An 18,332-nucleotide genomic window follows, 5' to 3' on the forward strand; every position below is an offset into this window, starting at 1 on the left:
AGTCTAGTGCGCCGGAGGCCACCCGCCGGCGACCAGTCGACGGGTCTCGCCGAGCAACTGGGACATCGACTTCGTCCGGGCGATGATCGGGAAGAAGTTCGCGTCGGACTGCCACCGCGGCACGATGTGCTGGTGCAGGTGGCCGGCGACCCCGGCGCCGGCGACCTCGCCCTGGTTCATACCGATGTTGAAGCCGTCGCAGTGCGACACCGATCGCAGCACGCGCATCGCGGTCTGGGTCAGTTCGCCGATCTCACGGAGTTCGTCCGGCGTCGCCTCGTCGTAGAGCGGGACGTGGCGGTACGGGCAGACGAGCAGGTGCCCGTTGTTGTACGGGAACAGGTTGAGCAGGACGTACGCGTGCTCGCCCCTGGCGACGATCAGGGCGTCCTCGTCGGACTTCCGCGGCGCCTCGCAGAACGGGCAGTCGTCGTCGTGGCCGCGGCCCTTGCCCTCGCGCCCGGCGTCGATGTACGCCATCCGGTGCGGGTTCCAGAGACGTTGGAAGGCGTCCGGGACGGCCGCGCCGGTCGCGGCGTCCCGGATCACCAACGGGTCCTGCTCGTCGGACATCAGACCTGCGCGCGCTCGCGGATCGCGGTGAGGATGCGGTCCACGGCCTCGTCCACCGGCACGCCGTTGTCCTGACGGCCGTCGCGGAAGCGGAAGCTCACCGCACCCGCGTCGCGGTCGTCGCCGCCCGCGATGAGCTGGAACGGCACCTTCTGCTTCGTGTGGTTGCGGATCTTCTTCTGCATCCGGTCGTCGGAGTGGTCCACCTCTGCGCGGACGCCGTGGGTGCGGAGCTTCGCGACGACCTCGTCGAGGTAGTCGCCGTACTCCGCCGCGACCGGGATCCCGACGACCTGCACCGGGGCGAGCCAGGCCGGGAACGCGCCGGCGTAGTGCTCGGTCAGGACGCCGAAGAAGCGCTCGATCGAGCCGAACAGGGCGCGGTGGATCATCACCGGGCGCTGCCGGGTGCCGTCCGCCGCCGCGTACTCGAGCTCGAAGCGCTCCGGCAGGTTGAAGTCGAGCTGGACGGTCGACATCTGCCAGGTGCGGCCGATGGCGTCGCGTGCCTGCACGGAGATCTTCGGGCCGTAGAACGCCGCACCCGCGGGGTCGGGCACGAGCTCGAGCCCGGATTCCTCGGCGACCTCGCGCAGCGTGTTCGTCGCCTCGTCCCAGGTGGCGTCGTCACCGACGTACTTCTCCGGGTCCTTCGTCGACAGCTCGAGGTAGAAGTCGTCGAGGCCGTAGTCGCGGAGGAGCGAGAGCACGAACTGGAGCGTCGTGGTGAGCTCCTCCTTCATGCGCTCCTTCGTGGTGAAGATGTGCGCGTCGTCCTGCGTCATGCCCCGCACGCGGGTGAGGCCGTGGATCACGCCGGACTTCTCGTTGCGGTAGACCGTGCCGAACTCGAACATCCGCAGGGGCAGGTCGCGGTACGACCGGGCCTGCGAGCGGTACGCGAGGATGTGCATCGGGCAGTTCATCGGCTTGAGGTAGTAGTCCGCCCCCTGCCGTGTGACGTTGCCGTCCTCGTCGCGCGCCTCGTCCATGTGCATGGCCGGGAACATGCCGTCCTTGTACCAGCCCAGGTGCCCGGACTGCTCGAACAGGTCGCCCTTGGTGATGTGCGGCGTGTAGACGAAGGAGTAGCCCTCCTGCTCGTGCCGACGGCGCGAGTAGTCCTCCATCTCGCGGCGGATGATGCCGCCCTTCGGGTGGAAGATCGCCAGGCCGGAGCCGATCTCGTCGGGGAACGAGAACAGGTCGAGCTCCGCACCGAGCTTGCGGTGGTCGCGCTTCGCTGCCTCTTCGAGGCGGACCTGGTACGCCTTGAGCTGGTCCTTGTCGGGCCACGCGGTGCCGTAGATGCGCTGCAGCTGCGGGTTCTTCTCCGACCCGCGCCAGTACGCGGCGGCGACGCGCATGAGCTTCGACGCGTTGCCGATCCAGCGGGTGTGCGGGACGTGCGGGCCGCGGCAGAGGTCCTGCCAGACGACCTCGCCGGACTTCGGGTCGACGTTCTCGTAGACCGTCAGTTCGCCGGCGCCGACCTCGACGCTCTCGCCGGAGTCGCCCGACTCGGCGGCACCCTTGAGGCCGATGAGCTCCTGCTTGTACGGCTCCCCCGCCATGCGCTCGCGGGCTTCCTCGTCGGTGACGACGACGCGACGGAAGCGCTGGGCCTGCTTGACGATGCGGTCCATGCCCTTCTCGATCGCCTTGAGGTCCTCGGGCGTGAAGGGCTCGGCGACGTCGAAGTCGTAGTAGTAGCCGTCGGTGACGGGCGGGCCGATGCCGAGCTTGGCCTCGGGGTTGATCTGCTGCACGGCCTGCGCGAGCACGTGCGCGGCGGAGTGGCGGAGGATGTCGAGCCCGTCCTGCTCCTGCAGGGTCACGGCCTCGGCGGTCGCACCGGCGGCGACCTCGGCCGCCAGGTCCTTGAGAACGCCGTCGACGCGGATCGCGACGACGCCGCGCTCACCGTCGAAGAGCTCGGTGCCCGTCGTGGTCGTCGTCGCGGTGCGGGGCTCGGGTGCCTGGGGAAGCTCTGCGGGCGCGGGTGCGGCGACTGACTCGGTCACGATGATGGGACTCCTCGATCGAAATGGTGCGTCAAGACTAGTGCGGGACGTGTGGGCGTGCGGACTCAGGCGGGGACGGTGCCGAGGGTTTCGACGGGCAGTCGCGGCTCGAGGCGCGCGCGGCCCGCGAGCCCGTCGAGTTCGAGCAGTGCGGCGAAGCCGATCGCCTCGTACCCGGCACGCTCGAGCAGGGTGATGGTCGCGGCGCCGGTGCCCCCGGTGGCGAGGACGTCGTCGACGACGAGCACCCGCGTGCCGGCGGGGAGCTGGCCCGGGCGGAGCTCGAGCTCGGCCTCGCCGTACTCGAGCGCGTACTGCTCGCTGAGGACCTCGCCGGGGAGCTTGCCCGCCTTCCGCACCGTCAGCACGCCGACCTGGTGCTGCGCAGCGATCCCGCCCGCGAGCGCGAAGCCACGGGCCTCGATGCCGGCGACGGCGGCGAACCCCTGGCCGATGGCGAACGGGGCGGCGAGGGCTTCACAGACGCGACCGAAGGCCACCGGGTCGGAGAACACCGGCGTGACGTCGCGGAACAGGACCCCCGGCTTCGGGAAGTCCGGGACGACGGCGGTCAGGCGTTCGACGAGTGCAGCTGCGGTTTCGGTCACCCGACAACGGTACGGGAGGCGCGGGGTGCGTCCGACCTCCTCGCACCGTGCGAGGTGGTCGCCGCGACGATGCGAGATGGCCCCTCGCACGGTGCGAGGTCGCGCCCGCGATGACGCGGTGTGGACCTCGCACCGTGCGAGGGGCGGGCAGGCGCGAGCGCTCAGTGCCAGAGGTGCAGGGCGGCACTGCGCAGGAGCCACTCGGCCTCGCGCTGCTGACGCTCCCGCTCGAGGTGGTTGCGCGTGGCGATGTCGACCGTCGGCCGCACGTGGTGCGTGCGCCGGCTCCAGATGATGAGCGACATCCCGATGCGGAGCGCGATGCGGTCGGACAGCGAGACGCGGTGACGGACCGCACGGGTGTCGGGAGGGCGGATGGTGGTGGTCTTCGTTGACAAGGTGTTCCCCTTCGAGGCGTGCCACTTCTGGGCACGACGGAACTGCCCGGGACTCGGGCTCGAGAATGAATGCACGAGAATGCACTCCGCGCGTCGCGACGCATTGCGCGAGCGCGGTCAGGAATTGCTGCCGATGTGACGAGCGTCCCACCCACCACCGACATTCACGACCCGTTCGCGGGCGCATTCCGGACGGCACCACCCCAGCCACGATCGTGGCGTGCGGGACGGTGCCGACCGGGCGTCAGCGAGGGTCGTGCCCGAGGCGGTCCGGCGAGCAGTGATCAGCTCGGACGCGCCTGGGCGCAGGTGTCGACAGGTGTCGGGCGCTCCGTGTCAGCGGACCCGGAACGGGGTGCCGCCGAACGTACGGATGCCGCGGAACGGAGTCGTTGCGGTGATCATCATGGTCAGGCCCCCTCTCGGTGTCGTGCTGACGCGGTGGTGTGCTCGTGAACACTATCCACACCGACATTCTCAGCGCAAGCCTTTTCTGCAATTCGTCGAGAATTGCATTCCCGAACACGCGGAACGCGCGCACGCGCACCGCGCGCAGGACACCCCCGGCACCGAACGGCACCGGGGGTGTTCTCGCAACGCCGGACTACACCGCGGCGGGGACCGCGACGGTCGCCGTCAGGGCACCGTCGACCACGTCGATCCGGACGGTGTCGCCGCCGGCGACGGCCTCGTCCACGACGAGGGCGGCGATCCGGTCGTCGACCTCACGCTGGATGAGGCGACGGAGCGGACGTGCGCCGTACTCGGGCTCGTAGCCGTGCTCGGCGAGCCAGTCGACCGCCGCGTCGGACACGGACAGCGCCATGCCCTGGGCGAGCAGTCGGAGCGTGGTGTCCTGCAGCACCAGGGACACGATCGCGTGGAGCTGCGACGGGTCGAGCTTGCGGAACAGCACGATGTCGTCGATGCGGTTGATGAACTCCGGCCGCATGGACTCGCGCAGCTTGCCCATCACGCGGGCGCGAAGGTCCTCGTCCGAGTACCCGCCGTCGGCCGAGGCGGAGAACCCGAGCGCACCGGAGCGCGACGCGAGGAACTCGGACCCGATGTTCGACGTCATGATGACGACCGTGTTCCGGAAGTCCACCGTGCGGCCCTGGCCGTCGGTCAGACGACCGTCGTCCAGCACCTGCAGCAGCAGGTTGAACACGTCCGGGTGCGCCTTCTCGACCTCGTCGAGCAGGATCACCGAGTACGGGTTGCGGCGGACGCGCTCGGTCAGCTGACCGGCCTCGTCGTAGCCGACGTACCCGGGAGGGGCACCGACCAGGCGTGACACGGTGTGCCGCTCGCCGAACTCGCTCATGTCGAAGCGGAGCATCGCCGACTCGTCACCGAACAGCGATCCGGCCAGGGCCTTCGCGAGCTCGGTCTTGCCGACGCCCGTCGGGCCGAGGAACAGGAAGCTGCCGACGGGGCGACGCGGGTCGCCCATGCCGGTGCGGCTGCGCCGCACCGCGGTCGCGATGGCCCGCACGGCGTCGTCCTGGCCGACGACGCGCTCGTGGAGTTCGTCCTCGAGCGCGGCGAGCCGGGTCCGGTCGCCCTGCGTGAGCCGCGTGGCCGGGATCCCGGTGGCACGCGACACGACGGCTGCGATGTCGGCTTCCGTGATCGAGGCGCTCACGGATTCCGGACTGGAGGCGCGACCAGCGTCCGCCGTCGAGGCGGCGGTGATCCGCGCCTCCAGGCCGTCGATCTCGTCGCGCAGGCGCGACGCCTCCTCGTAGCGCTCCTCGGCAACCGCGTGGTCCTTCTCGCTCGTGAGCGAGTCGACCTGCGCCCGCAGCGCGTCGACGTCGACGTCGCCCGAACGGGCGAGTCGGCGGCGTGCGCCGGCCTGGTCGATGAGGTCGATGGCCTTGTCCGGCAGGTGCCGGTCGGTCACGTAGCGGTGCGAGAGCTCCACCGCGGCGCGCAGAGCGTCGTCGGTGTAGGTCACGTCGTGGTGCTCGGCGTAGCGGGGTGCCAGGCCGGTGAGGATCGCGACTGCGTCCTCGACGCTCGGCTCCCCCACCGTGACCGGCTGGAAGCGACGCTCGAGTGCGGCGTCCTTCTCGATCCGGCGGTACTCGTTCAGCGTCGTCGCGCCGACCATGTGCAGGTCGCCGCGGGCGAGCCGGGGCTTGAGGATGTTGCCGGCGTCCATCGAGCCGCCCTCCCCACCGCCACCGGCGCCGACGACGGTGTGGAGCTCGTCGACGAACACGATGAGCTCGTCGGCGTGTGCCGCGATCTCGTCCATCGCCTTCGTCAGGCGCTCCTCGAAGTCACCGCGGTACCGGGTGCCGGAGAGCATGCCCGGCAGGTCGAGCGACACGACCCGCTTGCCCTGGAGCAGTGCGGGGACGTCGCCGTCGGCGATGCGCTGGGCGAGGCCCTCGACGATCGCGGTCTTGCCGACGCCGGGCTCGCCGATGAGGACGGGGTTGTTCTTGGTGCGTCGGAGCAGGATCTCGACGGTCTGTTCGATCTCGTCGGCGCGGCCGATCACCGGGTCGATGCGTCCGTCGCGGGCGCGCTCGGTGAGGTCGGTGCCGAACTGGTCGAGGGTCGGGGTCTCGGAGTCGTTGCTGGTCGCGACGTCCTCGGTGGTTCCGGGCATCGGGCGCCCCTCTCGTGCTGCTGCCGCGGCCTGCTGGGCGTAGTCCTGCATGACCTGCGGGGTGACACCGGCGCTCGCGAGCAGCTGCCCGGTGACGGTGTCCTGGTCCATGACGAGCGCGAAGAACACGTGCTCGGGATCGGTGTAGGTGCTGCCGAACCCGCGCGCGGCCTGGGTGGCCTCGAGCAGGATCCGCTGGGCGGTGCCGGTCAGCGCGGGGCGGCCGGACTGGTCGTCGGCGGCATCGCGGGCCATCGGCAGGCGCTGCTCGACCCCGTCGGCCAGCTGCTCGGGGTCGACCCCGGCCTGGCGGACGACCGCGGTGAAGGGGTCGGTGCGGACGAGGACGTGCAGGATGTGCAGGGCGTCCACTTCGTGCTGGCCCTGCTGGACGGCGTACTCCGCGGTGCGCTGGAGCATCTCGTGGGTGCGACGGCTGAGCAGTCGCGTGATGTCGACCGGGCGTCCCAGCGGTACGGATCGCTGGGCGCCGGTGTCCTGAGCCGCGAGCAGCCGGGCGAGGAACTCGTCGAACGAGTCGCTGCCGCTGGTCGGACCGAACTGTGCTGGCAAAGGGACCTCCTGGGAACTTGAGTGCCTTCGACTCAATGCAACGCAGGAGGGACCGGGTCATTCCCGGCCGTGAAAGAAAGTTGCGGCGACCCGACTCAGGTCCGGGCGATGGGCGCCGCGGTCGCCTCGGTGACCCGGACGAGGTCGGCCGGGGCCACCTCGATGTCGAAGCCGCGACGACCGCCGGACACGAAGATGCTCGGGTAGGACAGGGCCGACTCGTCGACCACGGTCCGCAGGCGGGTCTTCTGCCCGACCGGGCTGATCCCGCCGACGACGTAGCCCGTGCGCTTCTCGGCGAGGGCGGGGTCGGCGAGCGTCGCCTTCTTCCCACCGACGGCCGCGGCGATGGCCTTGAGGTCGAGGCGGTTCGCCACCGGGACGATCGCGACCGCCAGGGCGCCGTCGACCGACACCACGAGGGTCTTGAAGACCTGCTCCTCGCGGAGTCCGAGGGCGGCGGCCGCCTCTTCCCCGAAGTTGGTCGCGGTCTCGTGGTGCTCGTACACGTGCGGCGTGTACGGGATCCCGGCCCGCTCGAGGGCCACGGTCGCTGGGGTGCTCGGCGAACCTACGGTCATGCCTCTGATCCTGCCCTGACCAGCCACTTCCCCCCGAGCGGCGCGCGGGCGTTACCCTGAACGGACCATGACCGTCGTCGAGCTGTTCCTGCGCCTCACCGCCGCGCTGGTGCTCGGCGACCCCGCGGGCGGGGCGTTCCCGCTCCTCGCGGTCGCGGCGCTCGGGCTGACCGCCGTCGCCGTCGCCGTCGTCGTCGCACGGCTGCTGGCCCTCGTGCTCGGTCTCGACGCCGGCCGCTCGGTCACGCCGTCCCGCGCTCCGGCCGACCTCGTCACGAGGATCGCGTGGAGCCACCCCGACGCCGACGGGCACGCCCGACCGCGTGCTCCGGGAGCCGCCACCCCGGCCTGACCACCGATCGGTGGCCGGGCCGCACACGCGACCCCTCCCGCCGAACCGATCGGAACGTCATGGACCTCACCACCCTGCCCGTCGTCGGGCCGCTGCTGCACAGCGGCGCCGACCTCCTCGCCGCGACCACCGCGGCCCTCTCCCCCGTCGCGGGCGACCTCGCCGCCGCCCTCGCCGTCGTGCTGCTCACCCTGGCCGTCCGGGCCGTGCTCGTCCCGCTCGCGGTGCTGCAGGTCCGGGCGGAACGGGACCGCCGCCGCCTCGCGCCACGGATCGCGGTGCTCCGGAAGCGTCACGGGAAGGACGCCGAACGGCTGCAGCGCGCCCTGCAGGAGCTCTACACGAGCGAGAAGGTCTCACCGCTCGCGGGCTGCCTGCCGGTGCTCGCGCAGGCGCCGGTGCTCTCGCTCGTCTACACGCTCTTCACGCACGGCACGATCGACGGCGTCACGAACACGCTCCTCGCGGCGACGCTCGCCGGGGTGCCGCTCGGGCACTCCCTCGTCGTGACGCTGACCTCGCCGCTGTGGCTGCACGCGTGGGTCGTGCTGGTGCTGCTCGCCGTGCTCGTGGTCGTCGTCGAGGCCTCGCGGCGCGCGAACCTGCGGTGGAACCCGATCGCCGCGCCCGACCCGGGCACGCCGGTCCCCGGTGCGGCGGCGACGCAGGCGATCGGGCGCTGGGCGCCGTTCGTCACCGTCGTCTTCGCCGCGATCGCGCCGCTCGCCGCAGCGCTCTACGTCGTCACGAGCGCGACGTGGACCCTCGCGGAGCGCGCGGTCCTGCGGCGCGCCCTCGCCTAGCCGGACCGGCGCCGGCGCGCGCACGAGCCGGCGCGGATCGAACCACGGATCCGACGTCGAACCGGGCGCTCGGGCCGGTTCGACGTCGGATCCGTGGTTCGACGCTGCGTTCGGGGGCACGCGCGTCAGCCGCCCTGGCCCTCCTGCTGCGGCCCCTGGTCGACGGGGTCGTACTCGGTGCCGCGGCCCTGCTCCTCCTCGGGCAGCGGCACGTGCCGCTCGGTGCCGGTGCCACCCGGGCTCGTCGCCACGTAGTCGGCTTCGCCGGACTGCGTGTCGTGGCTCAGCGGCTCGAGGGTCTCGGGGTCGGGATCGTGCTTGTCGCTCATGGCACCCGTCTACGCCCCCGAACTGGGCGGGCACGCACGGGAGCCCGGTGGGACGATGAACCCATGGCCGACGACGACGTGGCAGCGGAACGAGCACGGCTCGAGGCGCTCGCATGGGGCGGGTCCGCCCCGGAGGCCGACGCCGCCGCAGCCCGCCTCGCGCTCGAGCAGCTGGACCGCGGTCGACGACGCTCGGCTTCCGGTACGAGCGGCACGTCCCGGACGACCGGGCCTGGAGGCGCGGCCTCCCCCGCCACTCGGCCCACCACGACGAGACGGCCGGGTTCCACCGCCCCGCTGGCGGGATCCGGGGCTGCCGCACCGGACGCTGCCTGGTCGCCCGCCGGACCGGTCGCTGCCGCCACGGGCGCAGCGAGCCATGTGGGCGATGCGGGCCGTGCGGGCCGTGCGGGCACGGAACACGCGGGGGCGGACCCCGCCCGGAGCGACCACGTCGACGACGCGAGCGGGGACGACGGGGACGAGCCGCGCCTCCAGGCCGGTACCGGGTCGTGGCGGACCCGGGCCGCACGCGTTCTCTGGACCACGCGGCCGCGCGTCTGGATCGCGCTCGGCGTGGCGGCGGCGGTCGGGGTCGCCTTCGGTGCCGGCACCGTCGTCGGGACCGCGCGCGAGGACCGGGCGTCCGCACCGAGCGTGACGCCGACCGCCGGAGCCGTGACGCTCGAGGAGCTGCTCGACAAGCCGCAGACCTACGCGGACCAGCTGCCGGGGCCGGTCGAGGCGTCGGTGAGCCTCCGCACCACCCGGCTCATCTTCACGAACCGGGCGCTCGACGGCGGCTCGTTCCGGACGCCCTGGAGCGTCTGGGCCGCGGTCGGGACCGACCGGACCACGATCTGCCTGGTGGCGACGGCGAACCGCATCGAGTCGACCTCGGCCTGCTACCCCCGCGAGGACGCGCTGCACGGGTCGGTGTCGCTGTCGGCCCAGTCGATGAGCGGGACGCTCTCGCTGACGCTCCGCGGAGGCGGCGTGCAGGGCACGGTGACGAACGAGGGCTGATCGGGAATGCCCCGGAGCCACGGGCGTTGGAGCGCTCCGAGGGTTTTCACGGCCGAGGTGCTTCCATCACGTCCGGAGCCCGTGCAACACTTGTTGTGCGTACTCGCCGTGGAGTCGTACCCACATCATCCACAGGGTCATCCACCCACCACAGCAGCGAGCACGCATCGCCGACCGGATCCGTCCGGTCCCCGTCGTCGTGACGTCGACACCGACGCGTGCTCCACCGTGCCCCGGAGGAGGTCAGCAGCGTGTCCACCAACACCACAACCACCTCGGCCGTGTCGACGAACACGCGGCCGATCACCGTCACCACCCAGTCCGTCGTCGGCATCGCCGTGCTCGGACTCGCCACGTTCTTCGCCATCACGACCGAGCTGATGCCGGTCGGGCTGCTCGGCGTCATGAGCAGCGACCTCGGCGTCTCCGAGTCGACCATGGGCATCGTCGTCACCGTGTACGCGGCGGCCGTCGCGATCCTGGCGCTGCCGCTGACGTCGTTCACCGCGCGACTCCCCCGGAAGACCGTGCTCGTGGCCACCCTGGTCGGCTACACGGTCTCGAACGTGATGATCGCGCTGGCCCCGTCCTTCGCCGTGGTCTGCGCCGGCCGTGTCGTCGGTGGCATCGCCCACGCCCTGTTCTTCTCGGTCGCGTCGGCGTACGCGACGCGCATCGTGCCGCCGCGCCTGGCCGGCCGGGCGATCGCGTTCGTCTACTCCGGGAGCTCGCTCGGCTTCGTCCTCGGCGTCCCCGTCGCCACCTGGGTCGGGCAGACCATCGGCTGGCGTCCGGCCGTCGGGGCCGTCGCGGTCGCCGCAGCCGGCCTCGCCGTCGTCGCGCTCCTGTTCCTGCCGAGCGTGCACGGAGCCTCGTCGCCGCACATCGGGTCGCCGAAGGCCTGGGCCCGCACCGGGCTGCTGTCCGTCGTCATCGCCGACCTGCTGCTCTTCGCCGGGCACTACGTCGTCTACACCTACATCGGCCCGTACGCGATCGACGCCGGACTCGACGCCCACATGGTCAGCGGTGCGCTGCTCGTGCTCGGGGGCACCGGCGTGGTCGGCCTCTGGCTCGCCGGGATGTTCGTGGACAAGGCCCCGCGGCAGACCCTCGTGGTGTCCGTCGCCGTGATGGCCGCCGCCTTCGCCGCGCTGCCCTTCGTGCACGGCTCCCTGCTCGGCACGATGGTCGTCGCCGGCGTGTGGATGGCTGCCAACGGCACGACCGGCACGCTGTTCATGGCCGCGGCGATCCGGACCGGGGGTGTCTCCCCCGACATCGCGGGCGCGCTCATCAACGGGGCGTCGAACATCGGCATCGCGGGCGGTGCGGCGATCGGCGGGCAGGCGCTCGGCGTCGTCGGGCTGCAGTTCATGCCGTTCGCCGGTGCGGTGATCCTCGTCGGGTCGCTCGGGGTGGTGCTGGCCGCGCGCCGGGGCTTCCCGGTGCACTCGCACACGCAGGAGCACCTGTCGACGTCGTCGATCGAGGCGATCACGTCGTCGCTGGCGGTCGTCACGACCTCGATCCCGGTCGTCAGCCGGGCGATCCAGACCCTGACCGGGTCGGTGGCCGTGGCCACGGGCTCGGTGCCGACGCGCCGCCGGCGCTGACGCGCGGGCCGGGGGGGCTGGGCGCCGAGTCCGGGGTGCGCGGGTGCGCCGGGGTGCTCCGGTGCGCTCGGGTGCGCCGGGGTGCTCGGGCGCTCGGGCGCTCGGGCGCTCGAGCGCTCGAGAGCGCACAATACGTCGCTGTCGAGCGCCGGAAGCGACCGAACGTGTCCCCTCGGCGAACCACACGCGGCGTGTCTTGACACCTCGGCGAGGCGGTTCGGCGGGGCCGAGATCGCGGTTCGGCGCGGTCGGCGGTCAGGGAACGGCGCGGAAGTGCGATCTCGCGGGCGCCGGCCGGGGACCCGGACGCACGAGCGGGGCGGGACCGGCAGCGCCGGGCCCGCCCCGCTCGTGTGGGTCAGTCCTGCAGGTGGGTCGTGCGGCGACGGTTGCGCACGGCACGGAACGTGAGCAGGCCGCCGCCGAGGAGCACGAGCACGCCCGCGGCGATGAGGCCCGGCGTCAGGTCGGCACCGGTGTACGCGAGGTCCCCGCCCGTCGCGACGCCACCACCCGTGGACACCGGGGTGGTCCCGCCGCCCGAGGTCGGCGGGACGGTGGGCGTGGGGGTCGGCGTCGGGGTCACCACGGCGGCCGGCACCGTGAAGGTCAGGGCCGTGGCGGCCCCGGTGTCCGGCGTCGTGATCGTCTGCGGGTCGGCGCCGTCGACGGCGATCGTGTACTCCGTCGCCGGCGCGAGTCCGTCGAGCGTGAAGCGGCCGTCGGTGCCCGTCGTGGTGGTCACCGGCGCGCCGACGGTCGGGTCGGTCGGGGTCGCGACGACCTGGCGACCGGCGACGGGCTCGCCGTCCGTGTCGGTCACGGTTCCGGGCTGCGTGGTCGTGACGACGGCCGGTGGCGTCGGCGTCGCGAAGGCCAGGTTCGACTGGACGGTCTCGTTCGCGACGGCCACGATGCCCGTGTTCGTGGTCGCTCCCGTCGCCCCGGCGACCGGCGCGGTGGTCCGGACGCCGTAGGTCCCCGGGACCGTCTCGAACGTGTACCGGCCGTCGGCGTCGGTCGTCGTCGAGCTGATGACGGCACCGGTGGAGTCGAGGAGCTCGACGGTCCGCCCGGCTGCGACGGGGGCGCCGTCGAGACTCACCAGGCCGGTGACGGTCGCGATCTCCGCAGCGGGGACCACCGAGGTCGGCTGAGCGGGGGCGGCTCCGGTGTCGGCGGCGGCACCCGTCGTGATCGGTGTGGGGTCCTGCCCGTCGATCGAGACCTGGAGCTGCGTCGACGGCGGCAGGCCCGAGCCCGTGTAGACACCCTCGCTGTTGGTGGTGGTGTCGACCAGCGTCGTGCCGTCCTGCGGGTCGATGATGACCACCGGGACGTTCGCGACGGGGTTGCCGGCGGTGTCCTCGACGGTGCCGATCACGGCCGCGGTACCCGGCGGGGACGTGAACGTGAAGTCGACGTCGTCCCGGTCGTTGCCGGCGAGCGTCGTGTTGAGCGACACCCCGCTGACGGTCGCCGTCCCCGTGGCGCCGTCCGGTGCGGTGATCCGCGCGACGTAGTCGTTGATCTGCGGCAGCTCCGGGAACGTGTAGCGGCCGTCCGCGTCGGTCGTGGTCGTGTAGACGACGCCGCGCGGGGCAGTCACCGTGACCGTCGCACCGGGGATCGGCGTGCCGTCGAGCGTCGCGACACCGCTGATCTGCGCCGTCTTCACTGCGAACCAGGTCTGGTAGACGGGGAACCCGCTCCGCTGCTGGTACGACACGGTGAGCGTCTTCAGCGCGGTGATCGGGCTGAACCACGCGGTGGCACCCGCGGTGTCGGACGCCGTGGCGTTCCCGACGAGGGTGCCCCCGGTCGCCGTCGGGGTCCACGTGGGCTTGTCCGTCCCGGGTGTGGGGTCGTCCGTCGTGGGACGTCCGCACGACCAGCCGCCGGCGACGACGGTCGAGCAGGAGTTGTAGGCGCCGGTTGCGGCGTCCGGGCCGCCGAACCCGAGGTTCGCCCCGGAGACCGGGTTGCCGTTGACGTCCGTCGCGCTGATCGTCGCCTGGTCGGCGTCGATGTCGCCGAGCACGAAGGCCCAGGACTGCGCGCCCGGCGCCGGCTCGGCGAACGTGTACGTCGTGGTGGACGGTGAGGTGGCGTTGTCCGCGTTCGGACGCTGGTTCATGTAGGTCTGGTTGCGGCTGGTGCCGAACCCGGCGAGACCCACCGGGGTGTTCTCCGACTGCCACGTCGACGCCCCGCTGATCACGGTCGACTGTCGCGAGTTCGAGGTGAAGGTGGTCGCCGGGAACCCGTCCATCGTGACCGTCCCCGTGTAGGCCTTGCTCGACCCGCTGACGGTGAAGGTCCCCCAGTGACCGGTCGGCGCCGCGGAAGCGCTCGTCGCGCCACCGATCGCCAATCCCGCCCCGAGGACCATCCCGGTCAGTCCTGCCGCGATCGCGCGCCAACGCCGCATGTACCACTCCCCTGTTCGGCATCGCTCCAGCGCGACCCCCGCTCAGGCTATCCAGGGACCGCGACGTCCGTCCACATCGACATGTGTTCGTTACCCGCGAGCGGAAGCCCCAGCACGGGTCACAGCGCGCGGTGCGCCAGGAGGGCGTCGAGTGCGGCGACCTGTCCGGCCACGAGCAGCTCCCGCGCCTCGTCGAGCGGCACCCAGCGCGCGTCGTCGACCTCGGGGACGTCGACGAACCGGCCGGAGCCGCGCGGGAGCTCGAGCCGGACGGTGTTCGAGCGGACAGCGTCGACCGAGAAGTCCGGCGCCTCGGCCGCGAACACCCGGACGCGTTTTCCCGATGCCTGCCGGAACTCGCCGAGGTCGGTGAGCGGGCTGTCCGGCGCGGGGGTGCCGATCTCCTCGGCGAACTCGCGGCGCGCGGTGGTGACCGCGTCCTCGTCACCCTCGACGAGGCCCTTCGGGATCGACCAGGCCCGCGGGCGCCGTTTCCAGAACGGGCCGCCCATGTGCGCGATCCACACTTGCGGGCCGCCGTCGACCACCCGGTACAGCAGGAGTCCCGCACTCAGCACCACGGGGCCGAGGCTACGCGCAGCCAGCGGTACGCGCGGCGGAGTACCTTGCAGGGCACGGAGCGCCATGGCGACGCCCCCGGAGGACCTGGAACGAGGAGGTCGATCGGGACGGACGAACGGTGGACGACGGTCACGCTGGCTGCGGACGCGGCGAGGCCGCACGAGGAAGCCCTCCGCTGGGTGGTGGCCCGCGCCGGCACCGGCGTCGAGCGGATCCGGGTCATCGGGGTCGACCCGGCGATCGAGGCCCGGGTCGGGCCGGACGGCAAGCGGGTCGCGGACGCGGTCGCCGACGCGGCACGAGCGGCGCTGCCGGACGCCGAGGTCGTCATCCGACGGCACGCCGGCCCGTTCGCCGCGGCACTCGTCGACGAGTCCGACGACGGGGACCTGCTGGTGATCGGCACCTTCCGGAGCCGCCGTGGATCGACCGCTGGCGGAGACCCGGCGCGGATCGCCACCCGTGCCGCGGTGCCGACCGTCGTGGTGCCGGACGGGCCGCACCCGATCGACGGCGACGTCGTGCTGGCGGTCGAGGAACCGGTCGACGAACGCGCCGTGGCCATCGCCTGCGACGAGGCTGGCCGGCTGCACCGCCGGGTGACGCTCCTGCGGGCGTGGGAGATGCCGGTGCTGACCCGGACCGGGCTCACCGACTTCGCCGAGGACCCGATGCGTTGGCGGACCCGGAACGCCGAGCTCCTGGCCCGGGTGACGGCCGAGCTGACGGCGGCGCACCCGGACGTGCGCTTCCACCCGCTGCTGGTCGAGGGACACCCCGGACACGCGATCGCCGCGCACACCCGGCGGGCGTCGCTCGTGGTGCTCGGCCTCGGCCACGTGCGGGCGCTGTCGGGATCGGTGCTGCACGACGTCCTGCGCGAGAGCGCGTCGCCGGTGTGTGTCGTCCCCGCAGCGGCGCACACCGAGCCCGTCGTCCGGCCGCAGCAGGTGCGGACCGCGGGCGCCTGACGACCGCGCACCGGTCACCGGCGATCCGACCGGAGCCCGAGGGCAGAAGTCCGCGGGCAGAAGACCGAGGGCGGACGTCGAGCCCGAGGGCGGAGGACCGAATCAGCCCGCGAGTGCCCGGGTCGCCGCCGCCACCCGCTTCGTGAGGTACGCGACGCCACGGGTGTTCGGGTGCAGCGCGCCGGGCTCCAGGTCGATCCGGCGGAGGTCGCCCGTGCCGTCGAGCGAGACACCGGACACGTACGGCTTCTTCGTCGCGCAGGCCGAGTGCGCCTGCGTGGTCGAGAACACGTCGACGAAGCGGATTCCGGCGGCGCGGGCCGCGGTCGCCGAGACGTCGTTCAGGCGCTCCTGGACGCTGTGCAGGTAGCGGACGTCGGTGTTCGTGAACGGGTAGGTGTTCGACGGGAACGACCCGGTCAGGGTGCCGAGGTCGAGGGCGGACCGGAAGCAGCCGCCCTTCGGGGTGTGGTCGGCGTCCGGGAAGATCGCCGGGTAGCCGAGGAACACGACGACGGCGTTCGGGGCCGCGGCGCGGATCGCCGCGAGGGTGTCCGCGATGCCGAGTGCCACGCGCGACTCGATCTTCGCGCCGAGCTGGTCCTCGCCGTCATGCACGAGCGTGCTCCGGCACGAGGGGGCGTCACGGCCGGAGAACACCGGGCCCTTCGCGGACAGCGCCAGGCACGAGCCGGCGGTGCCGAACAGGTCTGCGTCGTTGCCGCCGATCGTCAACGTGACGAGCCGGGTGCGTTCCGACAGCGACCGGATCTGCGGTGGCACGCCCTTGAACTGGAAGCCGGTCGTGACGTCCTTGCTCGTCGCTCCTGCGCAGGTGACGTCGGTCAGTGCGAGGCCGAACCGTGCGGCGATCCGGTGCGGGTAGTCCTGCGCGGACTGTCCGCACGCGGCCGTCGGCAACCGGGTCGGGTCGGCGAGGCCGTACCCCGCCGAGTAGGAGTCACCGAGCGCCACGTACTCGCTGCCGACCGGGATGCCGGCGAGCGTCTCGACCGGCTCACTGGTCGACGGGTACGGCGCGGGGACCGGCCACATCGGCGCGGCGACGGCCGATCCGCCGCCCGAGAGGGCTCCGGCGAGCACGGCGGACACCGCCACCGCGGCGAGCAGCGTCGAACGGACGGAGCGGAGCAGGTGCGGCCTCCAGGGAACGGGTCGGACGGACCAGGCTAACGCGTCGGCCCGAGCGTCAGCGACGGACCACACCGACGCCCGGCCCGACCGCGCTCAGCGGCGACCGAGCCGACGCTCTCCCCCGCTGCCCGTCCGGTACTCGATGCCGTAGTGCTGGAACAGCTCCGGCTCGAGCGTCGCGTCGAGCTCCCCGTCGGTGGCGATCGTGGGTGCGTCCTTCACGAGCTTCTTCGGGAACGCGACACGGAGGTGCTTCGGCGCGACGAGGGCTCCCGCCAGCGGCACGAACAGGAGCTTCTGGAACCCGGGGAGCCCGGTCGTGATCGCGCCGAACGCGGGCTCGGACGTGGCCGTGTCGTAGTAGATGCTCTCGAGCGAGCCGACCTTGTCCTCGGCCTCGTCGACGACCGGCAGGCCGATCCAGTCCCGGATGTTCGCGGCTTCGAACACGTGCGCCTCCTCGTGAGTGCCCGGCGTGTCCGGACAGCTCACTCCCGACGCTACCGAAGGGCGGAGACCGCGGTCACGACGAAACCGCCGTCACGACGAGACGAAGACCGCGGTCACGACGTGACCGCCGTCACGACGAGACGAAGACCGCGGTCACGACGAGACGACCGACGACCCGTGCACCCCGAGCCCGTCCACGGCTGCGAGCACGTCCGCCGGCCCGATCGCGAGCAGCGCCGGGTCCGGGTCCTCCGCGAAGACGTCACCGCGCCGCACCGAGGCGTCGGTCAGCACCACGTGCGGTCCGGAGGCCGGCGGTCCCCAGGCCTCCGGCGGCGCCGGGCCGAACACGACGACCGACGGGATCCCGTACGCCGAGGCGACGTGCGCCGCACCGGTGTCGACCGTGACGACGAGCCGCGCCGCGGCGATCACGCCGGCGAAGGCCTGCAGGTCCAGCGCACCCGCCAGGACCGCCCCCGGCGGCAGCCCGGCCGCCTGCGCGACGGCGGTGGCACGGACGACGTCGTCCGTGCCTCCCGTCAGGACCACGTCGAGGCCGCGCTCGCGGAGCCCGCGCACCACGTCGGCGAAGCGGTCGGTCGGCCAGTGCCGCGCACCGTGGAAGGCGCCCACGTGCACGACGGCCGCACCGGCGACGGCCGGGGCCGCGACCGGGCGGGCGATGGCGACGTCGTCGGGGTCGGCGGGGATGCCGTGCCAGACGAGGAGGCGTGCCCAGCGCTCCCGCTCGTGCACGTCGTCGGCCCACTCCGGACCCTCGTCGCCGTGCGTGGGGCCGACGTGTCCGATGACCCGGCGGGCTCCGAGCGCGGCGATGCGGTCGGACGACTCCGGACCGGCACCGTGCAGGTTCACGGCGACGTCGACGGCACCCGCGGGTGCACCGATCGGGTGGTCGAGGCCGTGCTGCGCGAGGTGCACGTCGACGTCGGGGATCAGTTCGACGACGGGGGCGAGCCAGGCGGTGGTCGCGAGGGCGATGCGGTGGTCGGGGAAGGCCCGTCGCAGCGCGTGCAGGGCCGGGACGGCGACCAGGAGGTCGCCGAGCTTGATGGCGCGGAGCACGAGCAGGTCGGGCCGCCCGTCGGACGGGGGCAGGGTGTCGACGGCGGTCACCGCGCCGACGGTAGCCAGGACACGCCGAGCGGGCTCCGAGGAACGCGGCCGGCGGCTGTTCCTGTGGCGCCGTGCGGGCGCCGACCGGTACTGG

17 protein-coding genes are annotated in these 18,332 nt (G+C 72.7%); 5 read left to right on the forward strand and 12 right to left on the reverse strand.

The annotated features are described in order from the left end of the window. Window positions 1-3: 3 nt before the first annotated feature. The 6 genes from EDF64_RS13520 to ybaK form a co-directional block, all read right to left on the reverse strand. Complete coding sequence (locus EDF64_RS13520; RefSeq protein ID WP_133520506.1) at window positions 4-573, reverse strand: HIT family protein; 570 nt, start codon at window positions 571-573, stop codon at window positions 4-6. After that, complete coding sequence (gene thrS / locus EDF64_RS13525) at window positions 573-2,597, reverse strand: threonine--tRNA ligase (RefSeq protein WP_133520507.1); 2,025 nt, start codon at window positions 2,595-2,597, stop codon at window positions 573-575. Before thrS ends, EDF64_RS13520 begins: the two co-directional genes overlap by 1 nt. A 65-nt stretch (window positions 2,598-2,662) precedes the next feature. Further along, window positions 2,663-3,205, reverse strand: coding sequence for an adenine phosphoribosyltransferase (locus EDF64_RS13530; RefSeq protein WP_133520508.1), 543 nt, complete (start codon window positions 3,203-3,205; stop codon window positions 2,663-2,665). A 161-nt stretch (window positions 3,206-3,366) separates the two neighbouring features. After that, window positions 3,367-3,603: a hypothetical protein gene (locus EDF64_RS13535; protein ID WP_133520509.1), complete on the reverse strand. Its 237-nt coding sequence runs from the start codon at window positions 3,601-3,603 to the stop codon at window positions 3,367-3,369. Between the two features lie 604 nt (window positions 3,604-4,207). Next, complete coding sequence (locus EDF64_RS13540; protein ID WP_133520510.1) at window positions 4,208-6,802, reverse strand: ATP-dependent Clp protease ATP-binding subunit; 2,595 nt, start codon at window positions 6,800-6,802, stop codon at window positions 4,208-4,210. 95 nt (window positions 6,803-6,897) lie between these two features. Further along, window positions 6,898-7,383 (reverse strand): Cys-tRNA(Pro) deacylase, encoded by a 486-nt coding sequence (ybaK, locus tag EDF64_RS13545; protein WP_133520511.1) that lies wholly within the window; start codon window positions 7,381-7,383, stop codon window positions 6,898-6,900. A 67-nt stretch (window positions 7,384-7,450) separates the two neighbouring features. Here ybaK and EDF64_RS13550 point away from each other — a divergent pair, with 67 nt between their 5' ends. Together EDF64_RS13550 and EDF64_RS13555 are read left to right on the forward strand one after the other, a co-directional pair. Next, window positions 7,451-7,735, forward strand: coding sequence for a hypothetical protein (locus EDF64_RS13550; protein WP_133520512.1), 285 nt, complete (start codon window positions 7,451-7,453; stop codon window positions 7,733-7,735). Between the two features lie 59 nt (window positions 7,736-7,794). Next, a complete protein-coding gene (locus EDF64_RS13555) occupies window positions 7,795-8,538 on the forward strand; it encodes a YidC/Oxa1 family membrane protein insertase (protein WP_133520513.1) in 744 nt (247 codons plus the stop codon). A gap of 125 nt (window positions 8,539-8,663) precedes the next feature. On the opposite strand, the gene EDF64_RS13560 is transcribed toward EDF64_RS13555, so the two are convergent. Then, window positions 8,664-8,867: a hypothetical protein gene (locus EDF64_RS13560; protein ID WP_022907500.1), complete on the reverse strand. Its 204-nt coding sequence runs from the start codon at window positions 8,865-8,867 to the stop codon at window positions 8,664-8,666. 63 nt (window positions 8,868-8,930) lie between these two features. On the opposite strand from EDF64_RS13560, the gene EDF64_RS13565 reads away from it, so the two are divergent. Both EDF64_RS13565 and EDF64_RS13570 read left to right on the forward strand, forming a co-directional pair. Beyond that, entirely contained in the window at window positions 8,931-9,893 is a 963-nt protein-coding gene (locus tag EDF64_RS13565; protein ID WP_133520514.1) for a hypothetical protein, read from the forward strand. Between the two features lie 251 nt (window positions 9,894-10,144). Next, complete coding sequence (locus tag EDF64_RS13570; protein ID WP_133520515.1) at window positions 10,145-11,509, forward strand: MFS transporter; 1,365 nt, start codon at window positions 10,145-10,147, stop codon at window positions 11,507-11,509. Window positions 11,510-11,867: 358 nt separating this feature from the next. Here the strand turns inward: EDF64_RS13570 and EDF64_RS13575 are convergent, their stop codons facing one another. Next, on the reverse strand, window positions 11,868-13,940 hold the full coding sequence (locus EDF64_RS13575) for a carboxypeptidase regulatory-like domain-containing protein (RefSeq protein ID WP_133520516.1): 2,073 nt from the start codon (window positions 13,938-13,940) through the stop codon (window positions 11,868-11,870). Between the two features lie 119 nt (window positions 13,941-14,059). Further along, a complete protein-coding gene (locus EDF64_RS13580) occupies window positions 14,060-14,521 on the reverse strand; it encodes an NUDIX domain-containing protein (RefSeq protein WP_243736391.1) in 462 nt (153 codons plus the stop codon). Window positions 14,522-14,701: 180 nt separating this feature from the next. Here EDF64_RS13580 and EDF64_RS13585 point away from each other — a divergent pair, with 180 nt between their 5' ends. Continuing rightward, window positions 14,702-15,493, forward strand: coding sequence for a universal stress protein (locus tag EDF64_RS13585; RefSeq protein WP_166645741.1), 792 nt, complete (start codon window positions 14,702-14,704; stop codon window positions 15,491-15,493). A gap of 102 nt (window positions 15,494-15,595) precedes the next feature. Here the strand turns inward: EDF64_RS13585 and EDF64_RS13590 are convergent, their stop codons facing one another. The 3 genes from EDF64_RS13590 to EDF64_RS13600 form a co-directional block, all read right to left on the reverse strand. Beyond that, a complete protein-coding gene (locus EDF64_RS13590) occupies window positions 15,596-16,612 on the reverse strand; it encodes an SGNH/GDSL hydrolase family protein (protein WP_133520519.1) in 1,017 nt (338 codons plus the stop codon). Window positions 16,613-16,741: 129 nt separating this feature from the next. Then, window positions 16,742-17,098 carry a PRC-barrel domain-containing protein gene (locus EDF64_RS13595; protein ID WP_133520520.1) on the reverse strand — a complete coding sequence of 119 codons (357 nt, stop codon included), beginning with the start codon at window positions 17,096-17,098 and terminating at the stop codon, window positions 16,742-16,744. Between the two features lie 153 nt (window positions 17,099-17,251). After that, the gene (locus EDF64_RS13600) at window positions 17,252-18,238 is read right to left on the reverse strand and encodes a glycosyltransferase family 9 protein (protein ID WP_133520521.1); all 987 of its coding nucleotides are present in this window, start codon (window positions 18,236-18,238) and stop codon (window positions 17,252-17,254) included. Window positions 18,239-18,332: the final 94 nt, after the last annotated feature.

This window comes from Curtobacterium flaccumfaciens (assembly GCF_004361695.1).
Classification (GTDB): Bacteria; Actinomycetota; Actinomycetes; order Actinomycetales; family Microbacteriaceae; genus Curtobacterium; species Curtobacterium flaccumfaciens_B.

Excerpts from the sequence above, each read along its gene's own strand:
- EDF64_RS13520 (WP_133520506.1), bottom strand. The coding sequence starts at position 573 with ATGTCCGACGAGCAGGACCCGTTGGTGATCCGGGACGCCGCGACCGGC.
- ybaK (WP_133520511.1), bottom strand. The coding sequence starts at position 7,383 with ATGACCGTAGGTTCGCCGAGCACCCCAGCGACCGTGGCCCTCGAGCGG.
- EDF64_RS13550 (WP_133520512.1), top strand. The coding sequence starts at position 7,451 with ATGACCGTCGTCGAGCTGTTCCTGCGCCTCACCGCCGCGCTGGTGCTC.
- EDF64_RS13555 (WP_133520513.1), top strand. The coding sequence starts at position 7,795 with ATGGACCTCACCACCCTGCCCGTCGTCGGGCCGCTGCTGCACAGCGGC.
- EDF64_RS13560 (WP_022907500.1), bottom strand. The coding sequence starts at position 8,867 with ATGAGCGACAAGCACGATCCCGACCCCGAGACCCTCGAGCCGCTGAGC.
- EDF64_RS13565 (WP_133520514.1), top strand. The coding sequence starts at position 8,931 with ATGGCCGACGACGACGTGGCAGCGGAACGAGCACGGCTCGAGGCGCTC.
- EDF64_RS13575 (WP_133520516.1), bottom strand. The coding sequence starts at position 13,940 with ATGCGGCGTTGGCGCGCGATCGCGGCAGGACTGACCGGGATGGTCCTC.